Here is an 18,623-nt window from a genome sequence, read left to right on the forward strand (position 1 = left end):
ATGTGAAGATTTGGACTGTCGCTAATCAAAAAGGAGGGGTTGGTAAAACAACAACCGCAGTGAGCCTTGCCGGTATTTTGGCATTACAAGGTAAACGTGTATTGCTTATAGATACAGACCCTCATGCGTCACTCACTTATTACTTTGGCATTGATTCAGAGGATTTAGAAGTCAGTGTGTACGATATTTTTGCCCGTGGTACAAGTATGCAAAGTGAAGAGATACTCCAAGCTTTATGTCCATCAACACTTCAAAACCTGGATATTTTACCTGCGACTATGGCAATAGCTACACTAGATCGAAGTATGGGTAATAAAACAGGGATGGGGTTAATACTAAAAAAAGCGCTTGCAAAAATTAGCGAACATTACGATTATGCCATTTTAGATTGCCCTCCAGTTTTAGGGGTGTTAATGGTCAATGCGCTTGCAGCAAGTGAGCGAATTTTAGTGCCAGTGCAAACGGAGTTTTTAGCACTCAAAGGGCTTGATAGAATGATGCGTACTATGGATTTGATGCAATCCTCTCAAGCAAAAGATTATCAATATACTATAATTCCTACCATGTACGACAAACGTACCAAAGCATCGTTAGAAGCATACAAAACATTGCAAAGTACATATGGTGATAAAGTTTGGCCAGGTGTGATACCGGTGGATACCAAATTTAGAGATGCAAGCTTTGCACAAAAAGTACCTGTAGAGTATTGTCCTCGCTCGCGCGGTGTATACGCATATAAAGCACTGCTAGAATATTTAATTGAACAAGGTTAATGAATGAGTAAGCAATTGTTTGCTAATGAAAAAGTAATGAAACAATACCTCGGGGCTTTGTTATGTGAAGATGAGCCTGTAGATAACCTTGAGCCAGTTGCAAAATTACTTGAGCAAATCCCAGATGATTCACAACATCATATTCATTCAAAACCTAAAGAACAATTAAAAGCAGCAGAGAGTACATTTGATAATGACTTGCTCAATGTTGAAATTGAGCCAATAGCTGAGCCAGCGTTTGAAACTGAAAAAGTTAATGAAGTGGTTGACGAGGAAGTAATAGCACCTGCAATTACTACTATAGAAAAGCCAGAGCTGGAGATTGTAACTACTAGCCAATCAGACTATTTTGATGGTGAATTTCAGGCACTGTTTTTTGAAGTTGCTGGCTTGACCTTGGCTGTGCCATTAAAAGCACTCGGCGGAATACATCAATTAGGTGAAGTAAATCATTTGTTTGGTAAGCCGAAATGGTTTAAAGGCGTTATGCTCAACAGAGAAGAAAAGCTTAATGTTGTTGATACTGCGCGTTGGGTTATGCCAGAAAAATATGATGATAAATTAGAGGCATCTTTAGATTATCAATATTTGATTACACTAGGTGATAGCCAGTGGGGTTTATTAGCTGAAAAGTTGATAAATAACATTACATTGAGTAAAGAAGATGTAAAATGGCGTACAAATAAAAGCAAGCGCCCATGGCTTGCTGGCGTTATAAAAGAAAAAATGTGTGCTTTGATAGACGTAGATAATTTAAATATATTATTAGAGAAAGGCTTAGATAGCCGTCAGTAGTAATGACCATTACGGGGTAATAGCATGAATCAAGATAAATTACTGTCAGCAAATAAAAACGCAGATAATAACGATGAAATTTTACAGTGGGTTACGTTTAAGCTAGAGGAAGAAACCTACGGCGTAAATGTAATGCAAGTACAAGAAATACTTCGTTATACAGAGATAGCTCCTGTACCAGGTGCACCTTCATATGTGATTGGTATTATTAACTTACGCGGCAACGTTGTTACCGTTATTGATACTCGCGCACGTTTTGGTTTGCTAGCTGCTGATGCAACTGACAACTCTCGCATCTTAATTATTGAAGCAGAAGAGCAAGTTATTGGTATTTTAGCCGACAGCGTATCGGAAGTGGTTTACTTGCGTAGCTCTGAAATCGACAGTGCGCCAAATGTTGGTACTGAAGAAAGCGCTAAGTTTATTCAGGGTGTTTGTAACCGCGATAATGAATTACTGATTTTGGTTGATTTAAATAAGTTACTCAGTGATGACGAATGGGATGAGTTAAGCGATATATAAGCTTTACCAAATAAATTATGGTGTTACTTAGTATAGCTATATCAGCGTTAGCGGTAGGACTTATATCGCTGGCGTTAATTATTGCATTAAAAAATAAACACGCGAATGAAATTAATGCTGTATCGCAGCAGCTTAAAGATAGCTCAGAGCAGACTCATATTTTGCGCAGTGAAATTTCGGAGATTAGAACCGGGCTCTTAAGTATTGGTAAGCGAGTGCTTGAAGTTGAACAACAAAACCAAGATTTAGTGCAACAGCAAGCGGCGCAAAAATACGATGACCCTGATGCTAAAATTTACTCTCGTGCTGTAAAAATGGTTGAGTTAGGTGCAGACCTTGATGAAGTAATACGCGAGTGCGAACTACCACGAGCAGAAGCCGAATTACTATTTTCATTACATAAACAAAAAGGTGCTTAGCGCCTAATGCCAGTCAGTTAAGCTGACTGGCATCTTTCTTTTTATGGGGATACTTAGATGGTTTTGGCTTAACCCATCGGGGATATCTTCTATCCTCTCGTCTAGCTGGAAGCTTAAATAAGACCAGTGTATCGAGTAAGTGCTGCCAGTGTATTGGAATGTTCCCTGGGCTCATTATAGATACTGACGAGAAATACTGAATGACAGCCATCGAACTGCTAGAGAAACTAAGCTGGTTAGGCCATATCCCTGTGACTGTCGCCGCCATCGTCATTATTCTTCGTATTAAATTATAGGCGAGTAACACGGCCCATAGCTCCTGACGCACCATGTCTGGACGCTTACTTCTTAAATGGTATGCGCTATCAAGCATGGTTTGTTTGATTTCTCTAAACCCAAGTTCTATCTCCCAACGATGACAATATAATTCAACAATTTCATTACCTGGATAACGCAATCTATCCGTCATCGAGGTTAATATACGGTAGCTTTTGCCCTTTATTGTTTTGCTGATTAATCTCGCTTTAATCGTTTCAGGAACATCGGGAAAGTTTTTTTGTGCATGCTTTGTGGTTTTCAATTCAATGATATGGTCATTTTTACCCGCGCTGGAGATGATTTCATACTGTAAGTCGGGCCTTGCTGGTATCAGCCAGTGCCTCATCTCCCCAGTTTGATGCCAACGGTTTAACAGGCCTAAAGAATAATATCCTTTATCAAACATAGTCAGTGAATTATCTGGTGTACGTTCAATTAAACGCTCAGCTAATTTCATCTCGTTGGTTTTATAGTTATCAAACTCGCTACTGAGAAGTTGATGGCTGGTCAATTCCATATGACAGACCATGCGTATTTGAGGAAAGGCTGTATCACCGTATTGGTTGCTACCTGAAGAGAAGGCTTTACGATTATCAGGCGTGTCGGCTGTTCGCCACACAACACCGTCAACAGCTAATAGGTTCAAACCATTCCATGTTTCGAATGACTGTTGCTTATACATTGATTGAGCAGATTTATTGAAAACGTGTTTAACGGAATCATCACCTAACCTTTGTCTAGCCTGTACCATCGCACTTGGAGCAACGAGTTGGTTCTTGCCAGGTAACATGATATCTAGCTTATTAGCGATATTCCAAACTGATTCTTTTCGAAACAATGCCATGCCAATAACTGACCACAAAACGGCTTCAAGCGGTAATCTTCGCTTACGAACGGTTGCAATCCCTGCTTGTTGAAAACCTTGTTCAATGATTTCAGGGTCAAGAATTTCTGATAATTTTTCAAAGGTATGGTATCGGCTGCTTTCTTCAAGTGTTGCTTGCAGTGCTTGTTCTATATTCACAAAAAAATCCGTAGTTAGTTTCCTAACTACGGATTTTGCATGATCGTTTGGATCGGTCAACCGGTCATTTTCTTAACTGATCGGCATTATGCTTAGCGCCTTTTTTTATGTGCGGATAAATTGGCTCAAGCCTTAATATTTAACTTACCTTGAAAATCCTGCCAACCTGGCGGAAATTGACCTCTTAATACATACGAAAACGCAATAAGCTCTGCAATAACATAATAAAGCTCTTTGGGAATTTCTTCTCCTAACTCTAAATGTGACAACGTTTTAGCAAGTGCTGCATCTTCGTGGATCATAATTCCTTTTAGTTTAGCCGCTGCTATTATTTCATCAGCTAATTCACCAAACCCTTTAACACTTACAGTGGGTGTGTTTCCAGCTTCGTACAAAAGCCCAATGGCTGATTTATTAATCGGTGTTTCACTCATAGCTAAACCTTAATATTAATAATTGCGTGAGATTTATAGAATGCCTGATTGTTGGCATCGCCTCTCTTTAAGTTGAGCTCGCCAACTTGTAAGCCATGTTTAGCTAGTTTTGATCTTAAATTATCTAAGTGAGGATGAGCAATTGCACTTACTTCTTGGCTCGAGGCTAATAGCTGGCAATCGAGTGCTTTATCCATTAACTCAGCAGTAATTTGGAGCTGCCCAAGTTGGGCATAATCAAAGTTTAACCTGACAAACCATACATTTTTATCTTCTAATTTACCGGCGCTTGGCTTTTTATACTGTCCAAGTGTTATTTCTGTTTGGGCTGCTTCTGGAGGTAATCTCATCGGTAATAAAAATTGTGCAAGCGGGTTTGTGTCTGGCTGTTGATTTGGTGTTGAGACACTCACTTGGGTAAGTGTGTTTTTAACGTGTACGATTTCACTGGCCAAAGCTTGTACTTGAGCTTGTTGAAGCTGTTCAAGCATTTTTGCTCCCGTGTTACCCATTTTAAAAGTAGGTATAAGTACTTGTAAGAGAGCATCTAAGCCAGTTTGATTATTAAAACTGATAGGCGTTACTGATTGGCTAATCAGAGGCGCAGCTAAAATACTCACAGCCACCTGTTCAAGCCCTTTAGTGAAACTACTTTGTAGCATATCACCCGCTAGTTGAGTGGGCTGTAAAGTAGCAAGTATCTCACGCTGTATGGTTGCAGGGTTTATGTTATTACTTGAAACCATACGGTTAAATGCCTGATTAATTAAGCGAGTTAAATCAGGGGTGTCTTTTGTTGCCTTATCTGTAATATCAGTAATTTGACTGCTTAAAAGTTGTTTATTGTAAGCCAGCCTATCTGTAGGGGTTGTGGCATCAGGAAGCTTTAATAATGTACTTAATAGTTTTGCTTCTATTGGTTGTAGCATTTGACTACGAGAGGGCGCATTAGATAACGGCTCAGTTAACAAGGTAATGCTTTTACTGTTCACTGTGCTTGTGTTGTTTTGATTATTATCGTTTATTGCAAGCTGTGCTGAGGAGGTGGTAAGTCCCTTAGTGACTACTTCATTGGTAGGGTTAAGCAAAGTGTTCGATTTACTGTTTTCACTAGTAATAAGGGGTTTTAATTGGCTTGCTTTTAAATCACTTAGCTTAGCGCTCGCCACTTCACCTGGGGTAGTATTATTTGTTATTGGCGTGTAGGTTGTTGCTGTGTTTGCAGGTGTTTGCCAAACACTAACACTTCCTTTTACTAGTTGCGTTAATTGTACAATCGGCGGGAGCCTTGAAAAGTGCTCTGGCAAAATATTGCTCGTATTGTTATTTAACGCAGTACTCACACTTTGAGTAATGTTAACTCTATTTAGCGGTGATTCACTCAGTTGTATAGCTAAAGACGTTTTTTGTTGCGCGGGCGAAGTTGATAGCTGCGTTAACTCAGATTTACTTATTGTAGCAAAAGGCTTATTTTCAAAATATTTAACCGCATCATTAATTCGCGTTTTTAAATCACTAAAACTACTTTGTAGCCACGATTTTATTGGACTATTTAGGGTCAATAATGGATTTACTTTTACATTACTTGCAGAAACGGCTACTTCAGGTGCATTGCTTTTTTGCGCTAAAAGTAACTCGTTGAATGGTTTTGAGAATGAGTTGTTAAGCGTTACTTTTATATTGTTTGTATCGGTTTTAATAAATAATTTATCTGCCTGGTTCACTAAATTTACTTTAATAGGTGTATTCGGTAGTTCGGCAAGTTGTTGATTAGTGATAGGTGTTGTAAATGAACCTGACTTTTGAGGATGAGTTAAAATAGCCAGTTTTGGTGTTACTTGAAGCTGTGCACTGGGTAACAAGGCCGCGAGTAAATTAGTAAGTTTAGTTTGGCTAAGTGGTTGCGAGTGAACCGTATCTGCAAAGCGGTTAATAACATTAATCTGTGCGCCTTTATTAGTCGTACTAACAACTACTTTTAAAGGCTGTTCTGTTGTAAGTAACTGGGCTACGTCTTTATTTATGGCAATACTTGCGTTGAGTTTATCAATAACTAACTTGGGAGAAGGGGATACAGCAACTTGTACATCCATTGGTTGGCTTTGTACCTCAGTGCCCGTGCTTACATAACTTAACAAGCGCTGTAATTGTACCGGCTGATTTAAAGTAAGGGTTGTACTGTTTGGCGAGATGTTGAGCTGCTTACCATCAGGGCTGATCTGTATGTTAGCACTGACTATTTTTTGCAGGCTTTGTGGTGCGCTTGTAGTGCCAAGCCTTAATGTTTGCCAATGCTTATCAATATATACATCAAGCGTAATCGAGTCTTTCGAAAATTGGATGTTTTTAGCCGCAAGTACCTCACTAGGTAACTGTGGTAACTCATTGGTCTGGCTGTGAGCAGATTGATTGATAACCAATGAGTTAGATAATGTTATTTGCGTTGGTGTATTCATTATTTTAAATCAAGTTTTTGTTAATCGATTATAAAGCAATATTCGTATTACCCTATCATTATGGTAGACTAACGCCTAATTTTTGGCAGAGAGAATCGTCATCTTGTTACACATTAAGTCCGTCACCTGCATCAAGCAAGATCGTTGTTTGTTTGCGGATCTTAATTTTAGCCTTAATAGCGGTCAAATCATGCAATTAGCGGGTCCTAATGGGGCTGGTAAAACATCGCTATTGCGTATTATTGCTGGCTTTTCTGTGCCTGATGAAGGGTCTGTTCTGTTCCAAGAACAACCTATATCTAAGTACTATGAAGAGTATGCCAGAGAGCTGCTTTTTATAGGGCATAAAACAGGTGTAAGTACTCAGCTTAGTGCAGTTGAAAATGTTCGCCACTGGTTACAAATCAATGGCTACATAAATGAGCCTGATTTATATCCTATTTTAGCGCAACTTGGCCTTGTTGGACTTGAAGATGTACCCGTTAGAATGCTATCTGCTGGACAACAACGACGTGTAGCGCTTGTTAGGCTTTGGTTAAGTGATGCTAAATTATGGGTACTTGATGAGCCGTTTACCGCGCTTGATAAAAGCGGGGTCGCCTTTTTACAGCAGCGATTTACTGAACACTTACAAAGCGGTGGTGCCATTTTATTAACGACCCACCAAGACTTAACGACCCACTTTAGTAACTTACAAACGGTTACACTGGAGTATCGCCACTAATGACTCGTCAACACTCTTATTGGTTGCTATTTAGTGCGGTATTTACCAAAGATGTAAAACTTGCGTTTCGCCAGCGCGCCGAAATTGTAAATCCTATTTTATTCTTCTTAATTGTAATTTCATTATTTCCGTTAGCAATAGGGCCTGAGCCCGGTCTACTTGCGAGAATGGCGCCAGGTATTATTTGGGTTGCCGCATTACTCTCTACCATGTTGGGTTTAGATAAGTTGTTTAGGGATGATTTTAACGATGGCTCGTTGGAGCAGTTAATTGCATCCTCTTATCCATTATCGCTAACCGTACTTGCTAAAGTGGCTGCTCATTGGGTGGTAACAGGTTTACCGCTTGTATTAATGACCCCGTTGTTTGCGTTGTTGTTAAACCTAGAAAGTACAGCGTTAACAGCAACCGTTTTAACATTATTATTAGGCACACCATTATTGAGCTTTATTGGCGCAATAGGCGCTGGGCTTACTGTGGGATTACAAAAAGGGGGTATTTTGATGAGTTTACTCGTACTGCCTTTGTATATTCCTGTTTTGATTTTTGCAACGTCGGCTATCGATACCAGCACCATGTCGCTGGATTATAGTGGGCAGCTTGCCATCCTTGGTGCAATGTTACTTATTGCTATTATTAGCGCACCAATTGCCATATCGTCAGCTTTAAAAGTGAGTGTAAGTTAATGTGGAAGTGGTTACATCCCTATGCTAAAGCAGAGCGTGCATACCAGTTATGCAATACGTTACTGCCTTATTTTGCCGTAGTTACCTTAGTTAGTATGATTGTTGGATGGGTATGGGGGCTTGGTTTTGCACCTGCCGATTACCAACAAAAAGACAGCTACCGTATCATTTTTATTCATGTGCCTTCTGCCATTTTATCTATGGGCGCCTATTCCTCAATGGCTATTGCCGCCATTGTTGCACTTGTATGGCAGCTACGAAATGCCGAGCTTGCTGTTATTGCTATTGCGCCTGTTGGTGCATGTATTACTGCTATAGCGCTAATTACTGGCGCTGCTTGGGGCAAACCTATGTGGGGTGCTTGGTGGGTATGGGATGCACGTTTAACGTCTGAGCTTATTTTATTATTTTTATATCTTGGCGTGCTTTCGCTTTACCATGCATTTGAAGATAAGAAGTCAGCAGGGCGTGCGGCTTCTATTTTAGCAATTGTTGGCGTAATTAATTTACCTATTATTCATTACTCTGTTGAGTGGTGGAATACGTTACACCAAGGTGCAAGCATTACAAAGCTAGACACAAAAGCAATAGATCCAAGTATGTTTTGGCCTCTTATGGTTAATATTTTAGCCTTTGCTGCTTTTGTTGGAACAGTGACTTTAATTCGTCTTAAAAATGAAATTTTACAACGAGAAAAGCACCGACCGTGGGTGCGCTCGTTGTTAAATAAGGGGTAATTATGCAGTTTGACTCTTTTTCTGATTTTATTGCAATGGGAGGTTATGGATTTTATGTCTGGCTTTCTTTTGGTACATGCGCACTTATTTTACTCGGTATTTTAGTGAACTCTTTGAGAGACACCAAACGTATTATGGCTTCAGTTGAGCAACAAATAATACGTGAAGCGCGAATTAAAAAAGCTAAGCAGGAACAAATCTCATGAATCCAAGACGTAAAAAGCGCCTATTGGTAATCATTGCCGTACTGTTTGGTATTGGTGGGTCAATTGGTTTAGTGCTTTATGCACTGCAAGAAAATATTAATCTTTTTTATACGCCAAGCGAATTAATTGATGGCAAAGGCCCTAACAAAGAAAAACCACATATAGGTCAAAAGTTACGTATTGGCGGCATGGTTGTGCCAGGAACGGTTGAGCGTAATGAACAAAGCTTACAAGTAAGCTTTAAGTTGATAGATACAGGCCCATTAGTGACTGTGCGTTATCAAGGCATATTGCCAGACTTGTTTCGTGAGGGGCAAGGCATTGTAGCGCAGGGCGTATTAGTCGAGCCTAATGTTATTGAAGCATTTGAAGTGCTTGCAAAGCATGACGAAGAATATATGCCAGCAGAAGTTGCAGAGGCAGTTAAAGGTATTAAGCACGAAAAACCAAAATACAACTTAGATAGTGGTAATTAGCTATGATCCCAGAAATTGGTTATTTTTCTTTAACGCTTGCCATGGTGCTAAGCGTTTTACTGTGTATTTTTCCTCTTTGGGGCGCGCATACCGGTAATCTTCGATTAATGCGTGCGGCTCCATCTTTAGCAATAGGCCAGTTTGCTTTTGTACTAATCTCATTTGCTGCACTTATTTATGCAAGTTTAACAGACGACTTTACCGTATCTTACGTAGCGTATCATTCAAGTAGTACGCTGCCTTGGTACTATAAAATCACCTCTACGTGGGGCGGTCATGAAGGAGCTATTTTATTATGGTTAGTAATGCAAGCGGGTTGGACTGCTGCTGTAGCAGCGCGTTCTAAATCATTACCTTGGGTATTACGTGCTCGCGTACTGGGTGTACTTGGTTTTTTAGGTGTAGGTTTTATGATGTACACCTTACTGCTTTCAAGCCCGTTTGAGCGCCTACTTCCTTATTTTCCGGTAGAAGGGCGTGATTTGAATCCGCTGCTTCAAGATCCAGGTATGATTATTCATCCACCATTACTGTACATGGGTTATGTGGGGCTGTCGGTTGCTTTCTCTTTTGCTATAGCTGCATTGTTAACTGGTAAACTTGATAACACATGGGCTAAATGGTCACGCCCGTGGACGATGACTGCATGGGGTTTCTTAGGTTTAGGTCTTACTATTGGTAGCTGGTGGGCGTATTCAGAACTAGGCTGGGGCGGCTGGTGGTTTTGGGATCCAGTAGAAAACGCAGCGCTTATGCCTTGGCTTGTTGCAACCGCATTACTGCATTCATTAAGTGTGACAGAAAAGCGCGGTATATTTAAATCATGGACAGTATTACTCGCAATTGCAGCATTCTCTTTAAGTTTGCTAGGTACGTTTATTGTACGCTCGGGTATTATTGTATCGGTACATGCGTTTGCTACAGACCCTGATAGAGGCTTATTTATACTCGCCTTTTTAGGCATAGTTGTCGGTGGTGGCTTGGCGTTATATGCAATGCGTGTGTCACAAGTTCACAGTGAAGGACGATACAAGCTGGTATCGCGCGAAGTGGCGTTATGGCTCAATAATATATTTTTAGTTGTTGCTACATTAATTGTTATGTTAGGTACATTGTTGCCAATGGTTCATAAAGAAATGGGCTTAGGTAGCATTTCTATTGGCGAACCGTTTTTTAATAAGATGTTTGCAATAATTTTAGTACCGTTTGCTATTTTGATGGGTATAGGACCACTTTTACGTTGGAAGCAAAACAAATGGGCTTTTTTGCAAAACAAAATATTAATGGGCGTATTAGCAAGTGTTGTGATTACCTGCGCTTGGTTGTTCTCAAGTTACGATTTAGTAAAACCACTTACGTTATTAGCGACAACACTGGCGGTTTGGATTGCAATATCAACAGGGATTGATATTTACACCAAAGCAGCTGTGCACGGGAGCTTAAAAGAAGGCTTAAAACGCTTTACTGTAAGTTACTGGGCTATGGTACTTGGGCATATTGGTATTGCATTTATTATTGCGGGCGTAACACTTACCTCTGCTTATTCAGTAGAGCGTGATGTATCGATGAAACCGGGTGAAATAGCACAGCTTAATGAGTATGAATATCACTTTGATGGCGTTAAAACTATTCGTGGGCCAAACTACAGCGGTCATGCGGGCGTTGTATCTGTGCTTAAAAATAATGAGCTAGTAACACGTTTACACGCCGAAAAACGTAAATATGACATTGGTATGCAGTTTATGACTGAGGCGGCGATAGATGCCGGTTTTAAACGTGATTTATATTTAGCATTAGGTGAGCAATTAAGTGGTGATGCATGGTCACTTCGCATTTATCATAAACCATTTGTACGCTGGATATGGATTGGTGGCGTGCTTATGTCATTTGCAGGTTTCATGATTTTGTTTGATAAACGTTACCGTACATCAGCTAAAACAGCCCGTAAAGATGTACCGGAGAGTGTTTTATGAACCGTAAAATTTTAGCTATTGCGCCGCTTTTAGTGTTTGCTTTTGTGTGTGTATTTTTATACCAAGGTCTTTTTGCCAACCCTCGTGAAATTCAAACAGGGCGGTTAGGTCAAGAAATGCCAGCATTTAATCTACCTGATTTAATGCAAGACAATAAGCAGTGGACCAACGAGTCGTTAAAAGGTGAAGTTTACTTATTAAATGTATGGGGTACGTGGTGCCCAACATGTTTAGTCGAGCTTGGTTATTTAACTAAGTTACGTGAGCAAGGCGTTAAAATTATTGGACTATATTACGTACAAGGTTACGACGCTGATTTTGATGGCCCGTTTGATATGCAATCACTTCGCAGCGAAGTCACTGATATGCTGCAACGTGCAGGTGACCCTTACCAATTTAATATTTTAGATTTACACCGTACTTTGTCGTTGGATTTAGGCGTGTCGGGTGCGCCAGAAACTTTTTTAGTCGATAAAAAAGGCACTATTTTGTTGCATCACACCGGTGATATAAATCCGCGAGTATGGCGAGCTAAATTTGCGCCAATTATGCAGGAGCTTAAATGATGAAGTGGTTACTACTTACGCTTAGCCTTTTTGTAAGCATGGGTGCGTTTGCACAGCAAGATCGCTATCAATTTGATAACAACAAACAAGCAATATTGTTTGAAGAGTTAACCAAAGAGCTACGTTGCCCTAAGTGTCAAAATCAAAACATTGCGGACTCCGACGCTGTTGTTGCTAAAGACTTGCGCGATAAAGTGCTCGTATTGGTTAAAGAAGGTAAAAGCAAAGACGAAGTGATTGATTATATGATTGACCGCTTTGGCTATTTTGTTCATTACGACCCACCTGTTACACCAGCGACTTTAGTGCTGTGGGTACTACCGGTATTAATTGTAATTGTTGGCTTTGGTTTTATTGTTATTCGCCAACGAAAAGCATCAGTAAAACAAACATGGAGCAGCGACGATGAAATGCTGCTAGCGAAGCTAATTGAACAAAATAAACGTCAGGAGCAAAGCTAAATGATTTTAATGTGGGCGTGTTTTGCCTTACTCACACTGGTTGCTCTTAGCTTTGTTATGATACCTTTTTTAAAAAAAGAGCGTGTTCAAACGATTACTCATAACGCCAATGCTGAATTAATTAGTATTTATGAGCAGCGTTTAGTCGATTTGCAAACTGATTTAGATAATCAACGCATTGATAGCTTAAATCACGCAGAATCAATTGTTGAATTAAAACGTCGCTTATTGAACGAGCTATCACCAGAGAAATCACTTAACAGCAAAGGTAATAACCGTATTTTTGCTTTAACAGGCGGTGCATTTGTTCTTGCACTTACAGGGATTTTTTATAGTTTTACAGGCAGTCAGCAGCAAATTTCGGCTTGGCATGACGCAATGGATAATTTAGCTGATTATGGCGAGCGTGCTGTAATGCAAAAAGGTGAGCCGCTTAGCCAAAATGAGCTGCAGGCTTTTGCATTGGCGCTCCGTACTAAACTTAGCCGCTCTGGCGATGATGAAGTTGCTTGGATGCTACTTGGTCGAGTGGCTATGTCGCTTAATGAATTTGACATGGCGCAGCAGTCATTTGATAAAGCACTACGTATGAACCCTGATAATATGCAGGTTCTTATTAGTTACAGTCAGGTTTTATTACTTGAAGGTAGCGAAGCTAATATGACTCGTGCGGCAGGTATGCTTTCAAAAGTGCTTAACGTTGAGCCTACTAATTTAGATGCTATTTCGTTACTAGCGCTGATAGCGTATGAGCGTAAAGATTGGCCGCAAGCTAAAACTGCATTTGAAGTTTTATTGGCGAGCATGGAAAAAAATGATTCACGTTATAACATGATCTCAGAACGTATTGCTGATATTGAGCAGCAAATGCAAAGTGAAGGCTCAGTTATGCCAGTGACTACTACAACGGGTGCTATTGCAGTTACAGTCGACATTGCAAAAGAGCTTATTGATAAACAGCCAAAAGACGGTATTTTGTTTATATATGCAAAAGCTGCAACTGGCTCACCTATGCCATTGGCTGCTGTTAAGCTGACTAAATATTCATTTCCAATTACAGTTGAGTTGAGTGATAGTAGTGCAATGGTTGCAGGGCTTAACTTATCTAGTGCAGAAAATATTATTATTTCGGCACGTATTTCTATCGATGACTCTGTTATGCCAAGCTCTGGTGAGCTAGAAGGTCATTCACAGGCGTTAAAGCGTGAAAGTGTAAGTGACTACCAACTTCAAATTGATACATTAATACCTTAAGGACGTTAGATGTTAAAACACAGTTTTACTTTTTTATGTTTATTGATACTAGCCGGCTGTGCTCAAGTACCTCAAAGCAAAGTAGATGACAGAGATCCGCTGCAAAGTATTAATCGTCCATTATATGACTTTAATATGGATGTACTGGATGCTTATTTATTGCGCCCAGTTGCTGTAGGTTATGTTGAAGTAACGCCTGTACCGGTAAGAAACGGTATTGTTAATTTTACAGGTAATATCACCGCACCTGTAGATATGATCAATGCGGGTTTGCAAGGTAAACCGGGTAATGCAAGTGTGAGCTTAGCACGCTTTTTAGTTAACTCTACTGTCGGTCTGTTTGGTATCTTTGATGTTGCAAGCTCACTAGGTCTTGAAATAGTCGATGAAGACTTTGGACAAACGTTGGGTGTATGGGGCGTAGGTGATGGCGCCTATTTAATGCTACCAGGTATGGGGCCAACAACAGCACGTAACCTGACCGGTGATGTAGTCGACAACTTTGTATTACCTGAAGTTGCGCTAACGACTCCACAAACTATTTTAGTATTTGTTTTAAAAGCAGTTGAGGCGCGTGCATCATTAATCCCACAAGAAGGGCTATTAAATGATTCACTTGATCCGTACTTATTTGTAAAAGATATTTACTTCCAGCGTCAAATTTATGAGCTGTACGATGGCAATCCACCTATAAAAGAAGAGCCAACTGATTTTGATGAAGACTTTTTAGAAAGTTTATAATTGATGCCACTGATAAAAACGCCAGCTAAATGCTGGCGTTTTTATTTACTGTTTATATAGAATCTGAACTTTGGCTAGAGAAAAATAAACTTAAGTATCATTATGATTCAATATATTAGTAAACACCTTAACCAGAGTTCGGGTTACTTATTTTTCGTTAACTATTAACTGCATTTGCTCATTAACCCAAGTGAGTGCTTCATGATAGGCATCAGGAACTTTTTCACCTAGGTTTAGCTCTTTCGTTAATTCGTTTGCGGCTGACCAGTTAGCTTGTTCATAATACTTAACTAAGTTTAAATATTTTGCCAGCAACCCCTCATCGTTTAATAACGCTGCTTTTATGTCATTCGAAAGTGGAAGCTTTTTCATAACGCTTTCCATACTCTCATCTAAAATAGCATCCATAAGAGACATCATACCGGTTAAAAATGCCATGCCGGTATCTTTAAATTGTCCGTGGGATATAGCGAGTAACTCACCAAAACGAGCGCGCGTAAGCGATAGCCTAATTAGCTCTACTGGTTTATCTGCTGATACTTGCGCTGCAAATAATAATGATAATAGTTTTTTTATTTCGTTAGCACCAAGCACTATAAGGGCTTGCTTAATGGTACTTATTTCAGCACGCCTTGCAAAGGCAGCAGAATTTGAATACCTAAGTAATTTGTAAGATAGGTTTACATCACGCTCAAACACATCAGTGATTTTTTTAAGATCCATATCAACGCTTGATGTTTCGTAAAGTAATTCAGCTAATGCCATTTCTGAAGGCGGTAGAGCCTTACTTTGTACCATTTCCGGTTTGGAGAAGAAAAATCCTTGGAAATAATCAAAACCAAGCTCTAGAGCTTGTTGGTAAATTTCATAGGTTTCTACTTTTTCGGCAAGTAACTTAATATGCGAGTGCAGTTTTAAATCATTAAGAACCGTTTTTATTGTATCTATATCAGATGCTAAAAAGTCTATTTTGATAATATCAATAAATGGATAAAAGTGGCGCCAAACAGGCTGATGAATATAGTCATCAAGAGCAATAGTGTAACCTTTATCTTTTAGATCTTTCACTATGGCTAATAATCGCTTCCCAGGTTGCACAGTTTCAAGGATTTCTACAACTACAGTATCTTTGCCCAGTAGTGTTGGGTAGCCCTTTGATAGCGTTTCTAGGGTAAAATTTATATAGGCGGGTTTATTGTCGGTTAAATCTTCTAAGCCGAAATTAAACTGACTACCTTCAATTAGTCGTGTAGTTGCCTCGTCACCGTCTATATCGGGAAATACGTTATCAACGCCATCGCGAAATAAAAGTTCATATCCGATGAGCTTTTTATCTCTGTCTAAAATAGGTTGGCGTGCAGCGTAAAAATACATAAACAGTTCCGTAAGAGTAATCTAATTAGGTATTGTAATAATATATGGCAAAAGACTCAAAATAGCATTACGTATATTTGCTAGATTAATAAATTATCATTAAAAATTAAGGTGTTTCTTGTATTTAATTTATTATATTTCACCAATTCGCTTTAAAATTATTCAACATGAGTATTTTTGTATCAGGTGAGGGCAACAAGTTGGAGATTTTATTATCAAGCATGATATAGTCAGCGAGAATGGTTTTTACCCCAATAGTGTCTTAACTATAAAATTTTAAGAGTCATTATTTGGATTAAAGCCTATTATTAATAATTATGCGGAGGCTAATTTGGAAACAGGAATGATTATTTCACTAGCATTATATTTTATTGTAATGTTAGGTATCGGACTATATGCATATAAGCAATCTACTGACGATGTATCTGGTTACATGTTAGGTGGACGAAATCTATCTCCAAGTGTAGCTGCACTGTCTGCAGGTGCATCTGATATGAGTGGCTGGATTTTAATGGGCCTACCTGGTGCGATGTTTGTTACTGGTTTTAGTAGTACATGGATAGCAATTGGCTTGGTGATTGGTGCTTGGTTAAACTATCTGTTAGTTGCACCGAGATTACGTGTTTACACTGAAAAAGCAAATGACTCTATAACCATCCCAGATTACTTTTCAAATCGCTTCAATGATAAATCCAACCTATTACGAGTTGTATCAGCTGTGGTAATTATTGTTTTCTTTACTCTTTATACTTCATCTGGTGTTGTCGCTGGTGGTAAATTGTTTGAAAGCTCATTTGGTTTAACTTATGAGATGGGTTTATACATTACAACGGGCGTAGTTGTTTTATATACCTTGTTTGGTGGTTTTTTAGCTGTAAGCTTAACTGACTTTGTGCAAGGTTGTATTATGTTCATTGCACTTATTCTAGTACCAACGGTTGCATACTCTTTGCTTGAACAACCTTTAGAATCAACTTTACATAGCGTAAATCCAGATATGCTTAACTGGATTGGTGCAGGTTCTGCATTAGGTATTATTTCTGCAATGGCTTGGGGTTTAGGTTATTTTGGCCAACCACATATCATTGTTCGTTTTATGTCGGTACGTAGTGTTAAAGATATGCCTAAAGCACGCCGTATTGGTATGACATGGATGATTGTTGCTGCCATTGGTGCTGTTGGTACTGGTATATTTGGTGCAGCTTATACTTATGAGAACAACATTGTAGTTGAAGACCCTGAAACAATTTTCTTAATTCTTTCTGAATTGCTGTTCCACCCACTTATTGCTGGCTTTTTACTTGCTGCAATTTTGGCTGCGATTATGAGTACTATCTCATCTCAATTATTGGTTAGTTCAAGTTCATTAACAGAAGATTTCTATAAAACATTCTTACGTAAAGATGCCAGTGATAAAGAGCTAGTTGCTGTTGGCCGTATAAGTGTTGCCGTAGTTGCTATGTTCGCTATTTATTTAGCTTACGACAGAGATAGCTCTATTTTAGACCTAGTAAGTAATGCGTGGGCTGGCTTTGGTGCTGCGTTTGGACCACTTGTATTGTTTAGCCTTTATTGGAAACGCATGAACTTTGCTGGTGCGTTAGCTGGTATGTTAGTAGGCGCATTTACTGTGCTAATTTGGATATATGGACCATTTACTATCAATGGTGAAAGCTTAAGTAGCTTTATGTACGAAATAGTACCTGGCTTTATTTTAGCAAGTATTGCAATTGTTGTTAGCTTAGTAACAAAAGAGCCTGAGCAAAACATCACTGCTTTATTTGATGAAGTAGAAAAAGAGCTTTAATTAGCAATTACTATTTATTTTAAAATGAGTAGTAATTAATACCAATCCGCAATAATACTTAATCATTTTGCGGGGCTAAACGTGTTGCTATCGGTGTTAAAAAATTCTCATTTAGAATAACTAAATATCGAATTTTTGCCTAGCTACCAACACGTTTTTCCACCCTCAAAGAGATCACTTAATTAAGCGAATTGGTATAATAAAAAAAGGGAGCAACTTAGTTGCTCCCTTTTTTATTTAGTTTGTCCCGTCCGAGGAGGGAACATTCTATGAATTAACTTACTTTTTTATCGTTGTTATCTTCAATTGATGCAACGTTATCTGACTTTTTACTTTTTGCTGGCGCTTTGGTAACAGCTGGATCTTTGCCACCTTTTAATATGGTCATAAAATCATCTTTGCTTTTCGCTATTTCTAAAGCAAGTGATTCAATTTGTTGCTCACTAAGCGGTACGTCTACCTTTTCTAGCATCAGCTCAAGTGATTCTGCTATATCGAGCATCTTGTCATAAGCATCCGCTTCTTTTTTGGTAGTAAACGTCATACGCTCGACTCCGTTTCGTTCTACAACATATTTAACAACAACAGCCATGATTTCTCCTGCAAAATTGCTTGGCACCGTGGTTTTTAAAAAACCATTAGATTACTGTTTTTATGTACAGTAATGGTTTGTAAGTAAATTTGCAAGCGCGAAGTATTAATTTTTAGGTGTCTTAAATTTGACAAAAAACGGTAACTTTACTTTAGTTAAGCAATCACTTTGTTGTACCAGCTGCATTTTCAGGATTTCGGATTATAGTGATAATGCGTTTAGGTACACTTTAAGTGATGAACTTTACAGTTCCTTATTTATTGATTTCCTGAGCAATACTCAAAA

General features: G+C 39.0%; 20 protein-coding genes. 15 read left to right on the plus strand and 5 right to left on the minus strand.

Annotated elements, in window-relative coordinates; all coding sequences use genetic code 11:
* The first annotated feature begins 2 nt into the window (after positions 1-2).
* The 4 genes from FFU37_RS03320 to FFU37_RS03335 are packed head-to-tail and all read left to right on the plus strand — an operon-like array spanning position 3 to position 2,509.
* Entirely contained in the window at positions 3-773 is a 771-nt protein-coding gene (locus tag FFU37_RS03320) for a ParA family protein (protein ID WP_002959298.1), read from the plus strand.
* A 3-nt stretch (positions 774-776) separates the two neighbouring features.
* Entirely contained in the window at positions 777-1,568 is a 792-nt protein-coding gene (locus tag FFU37_RS03325) for a chemotaxis protein CheW (protein WP_002959296.1), read from the plus strand.
* A gap of 24 nt (positions 1,569-1,592) precedes the next feature.
* Entirely contained in the window at positions 1,593-2,090 is a 498-nt protein-coding gene (locus FFU37_RS03330; protein WP_002959294.1) for a chemotaxis protein CheW, read from the plus strand.
* 17 nt (positions 2,091-2,107) lie between these two features.
* Positions 2,108-2,509 carry a DUF2802 domain-containing protein gene (locus FFU37_RS03335; protein ID WP_138488714.1) on the plus strand — a complete coding sequence of 134 codons (402 nt, stop codon included), beginning with the start codon at positions 2,108-2,110 and terminating at the stop codon, positions 2,507-2,509.
* A 13-nt stretch (positions 2,510-2,522) separates the two neighbouring features.
* Here FFU37_RS03335 and FFU37_RS03340 read toward each other — a convergent pair whose 3' ends face one another.
* The 3 genes from FFU37_RS03340 to fliK form a co-directional block, all read right to left on the minus strand.
* Complete coding sequence (locus FFU37_RS03340) at positions 2,523-3,851, minus strand: IS4 family transposase (RefSeq protein WP_039588252.1); 1,329 nt, start codon at positions 3,849-3,851, stop codon at positions 2,523-2,525.
* A gap of 125 nt (positions 3,852-3,976) precedes the next feature.
* Positions 3,977-4,285, minus strand: a complete 309-nt coding sequence (locus FFU37_RS03345) for an EscU/YscU/HrcU family type III secretion system export apparatus switch protein (protein WP_138488715.1) — start codon at positions 4,283-4,285, stop codon at positions 3,977-3,979.
* A gap of 2 nt (positions 4,286-4,287) precedes the next feature.
* The gene (gene fliK, locus FFU37_RS03350; RefSeq protein ID WP_138488716.1) at positions 4,288-6,741 is read right to left on the minus strand and encodes a flagellar hook-length control protein FliK; all 2,454 of its coding nucleotides are present in this window, start codon (positions 6,739-6,741) and stop codon (positions 4,288-4,290) included.
* 103 nt (positions 6,742-6,844) lie between these two features.
* Here fliK and ccmA point away from each other — a divergent pair, with 103 nt between their 5' ends.
* From ccmA to FFU37_RS03400, 10 genes are read left to right on the plus strand one after another with little or no spacing between them, the layout of a single operon-like run.
* The gene (gene ccmA / locus FFU37_RS03355) at positions 6,845-7,465 is read left to right on the plus strand and encodes a cytochrome c biogenesis heme-transporting ATPase CcmA (RefSeq protein WP_100218342.1); all 621 of its coding nucleotides are present in this window, start codon (positions 6,845-6,847) and stop codon (positions 7,463-7,465) included.
* Positions 7,465-8,151, plus strand: a complete 687-nt coding sequence (ccmB, locus tag FFU37_RS03360; protein WP_002959286.1) for a heme exporter protein CcmB — start codon at positions 7,465-7,467, stop codon at positions 8,149-8,151. Before ccmA ends, ccmB begins: the two co-directional genes overlap by 1 nt.
* Positions 8,151-8,888 (plus strand): heme ABC transporter permease, encoded by a 738-nt coding sequence (locus FFU37_RS03365; RefSeq protein WP_138488717.1) that lies wholly within the window; start codon positions 8,151-8,153, stop codon positions 8,886-8,888. The genes ccmB and FFU37_RS03365 overlap by 1 nt, the downstream gene beginning before the upstream one ends.
* 2 nt (positions 8,889-8,890) lie before the next feature.
* Positions 8,891-9,094 carry a heme exporter protein CcmD gene (gene ccmD / locus FFU37_RS03370; protein ID WP_002959284.1) on the plus strand — a complete coding sequence of 68 codons (204 nt, stop codon included), beginning with the start codon at positions 8,891-8,893 and terminating at the stop codon, positions 9,092-9,094.
* Entirely contained in the window at positions 9,091-9,570 is a 480-nt protein-coding gene (ccmE, locus tag FFU37_RS03375) for a cytochrome c maturation protein CcmE (RefSeq protein WP_002959283.1), read from the plus strand. The genes ccmD and ccmE overlap by 4 nt, the downstream gene beginning before the upstream one ends.
* Positions 9,571-9,572: 2 nt before the next feature.
* Positions 9,573-11,543, plus strand: coding sequence for a heme lyase CcmF/NrfE family subunit (locus tag FFU37_RS03380; protein WP_138488718.1), 1,971 nt, complete (start codon positions 9,573-9,575; stop codon positions 11,541-11,543).
* Entirely contained in the window at positions 11,540-12,109 is a 570-nt protein-coding gene (locus FFU37_RS03385) for a redoxin family protein (protein WP_138488719.1), read from the plus strand. The genes FFU37_RS03380 and FFU37_RS03385 overlap by 4 nt, the downstream gene beginning before the upstream one ends.
* Complete coding sequence (locus tag FFU37_RS03390; RefSeq protein WP_002959280.1) at positions 12,109-12,570, plus strand: cytochrome c-type biogenesis protein; 462 nt, start codon at positions 12,109-12,111, stop codon at positions 12,568-12,570. The genes FFU37_RS03385 and FFU37_RS03390 overlap by 1 nt, the downstream gene beginning before the upstream one ends.
* A complete protein-coding gene (gene ccmI, locus FFU37_RS03395) occupies positions 12,571-13,824 on the plus strand; it encodes a c-type cytochrome biogenesis protein CcmI (RefSeq protein ID WP_138488720.1) in 1,254 nt (417 codons plus the stop codon). It begins immediately after the preceding gene.
* Positions 13,825-13,833: 9 nt separating this feature from the next.
* On the plus strand, positions 13,834-14,565 hold the full coding sequence (locus FFU37_RS03400) for an MlaA family lipoprotein (RefSeq protein ID WP_039484557.1): 732 nt from the start codon (positions 13,834-13,836) through the stop codon (positions 14,563-14,565).
* Positions 14,566-14,712: 147 nt separating this feature from the next.
* On the opposite strand, the gene FFU37_RS03405 is transcribed toward FFU37_RS03400, so the two are convergent.
* On the minus strand, positions 14,713-15,939 hold the full coding sequence (locus FFU37_RS03405) for an EAL and HDOD domain-containing protein (protein ID WP_004335679.1): 1,227 nt from the start codon (positions 15,937-15,939) through the stop codon (positions 14,713-14,715).
* A 331-nt stretch (positions 15,940-16,270) separates the two neighbouring features.
* Here FFU37_RS03405 and putP point away from each other — a divergent pair, with 331 nt between their 5' ends.
* Complete coding sequence (putP, locus tag FFU37_RS03410) at positions 16,271-17,746, plus strand: sodium/proline symporter PutP (RefSeq protein ID WP_024595350.1); 1,476 nt, start codon at positions 16,271-16,273, stop codon at positions 17,744-17,746.
* Positions 17,747-18,020: 274 nt separating this feature from the next.
* Here putP and FFU37_RS03415 read toward each other — a convergent pair whose 3' ends face one another.
* Complete coding sequence (locus FFU37_RS03415) at positions 18,021-18,338, minus strand: YebG family protein (RefSeq protein WP_004335683.1); 318 nt, start codon at positions 18,336-18,338, stop codon at positions 18,021-18,023.
* Positions 18,339-18,623: the final 285 nt, after the last annotated feature.

It is taken from the genome of Pseudoalteromonas distincta, assembly GCF_005877035.1.
GTDB lineage: Bacteria > Pseudomonadota > Gammaproteobacteria > Enterobacterales > Alteromonadaceae > Pseudoalteromonas > Pseudoalteromonas distincta.

Coding starts and splice junctions, on each gene's coding strand:
- FFU37_RS03385 (WP_138488719.1), top strand. CDS start 11,540: ATGAACCGTAAAATTTTAGCTATTGCGCCGCTTTTAGTGTTTGCTTTT.
- FFU37_RS03390 (WP_002959280.1), top strand. CDS start 12,109: ATGAAGTGGTTACTACTTACGCTTAGCCTTTTTGTAAGCATGGGTGCG.
- FFU37_RS03325 (WP_002959296.1), top strand. CDS start 777: ATGAGTAAGCAATTGTTTGCTAATGAAAAAGTAATGAAACAATACCTC.
- FFU37_RS03380 (WP_138488718.1), top strand. CDS start 9,573: ATGATCCCAGAAATTGGTTATTTTTCTTTAACGCTTGCCATGGTGCTA.
- FFU37_RS03415 (WP_004335683.1), bottom strand. CDS start 18,338: ATGGCTGTTGTTGTTAAATATGTTGTAGAACGAAACGGAGTCGAGCGT.
- FFU37_RS03400 (WP_039484557.1), top strand. CDS start 13,834: ATGTTAAAACACAGTTTTACTTTTTTATGTTTATTGATACTAGCCGGC.
- FFU37_RS03345 (WP_138488715.1), bottom strand. CDS start 4,285: ATGAGTGAAACACCGATTAATAAATCAGCCATTGGGCTTTTGTACGAA.
- ccmB (WP_002959286.1), top strand. CDS start 7,465: ATGACTCGTCAACACTCTTATTGGTTGCTATTTAGTGCGGTATTTACC.
- FFU37_RS03330 (WP_002959294.1), top strand. CDS start 1,593: ATGAATCAAGATAAATTACTGTCAGCAAATAAAAACGCAGATAATAAC.
- FFU37_RS03365 (WP_138488717.1), top strand. CDS start 8,151: ATGTGGAAGTGGTTACATCCCTATGCTAAAGCAGAGCGTGCATACCAG.
- ccmE (WP_002959283.1), top strand. CDS start 9,091: ATGAATCCAAGACGTAAAAAGCGCCTATTGGTAATCATTGCCGTACTG.
- fliK (WP_138488716.1), bottom strand. CDS start 6,741: ATGAATACACCAACGCAAATAACATTATCTAACTCATTGGTTATCAAT.
- FFU37_RS03335 (WP_138488714.1), top strand. CDS start 2,108: ATGGTGTTACTTAGTATAGCTATATCAGCGTTAGCGGTAGGACTTATA.
- FFU37_RS03405 (WP_004335679.1), bottom strand. CDS start 15,939: ATGTATTTTTACGCTGCACGCCAACCTATTTTAGACAGAGATAAAAAG.
- ccmD (WP_002959284.1), top strand. CDS start 8,891: ATGCAGTTTGACTCTTTTTCTGATTTTATTGCAATGGGAGGTTATGGA.
- ccmI (WP_138488720.1), top strand. CDS start 12,571: ATGATTTTAATGTGGGCGTGTTTTGCCTTACTCACACTGGTTGCTCTT.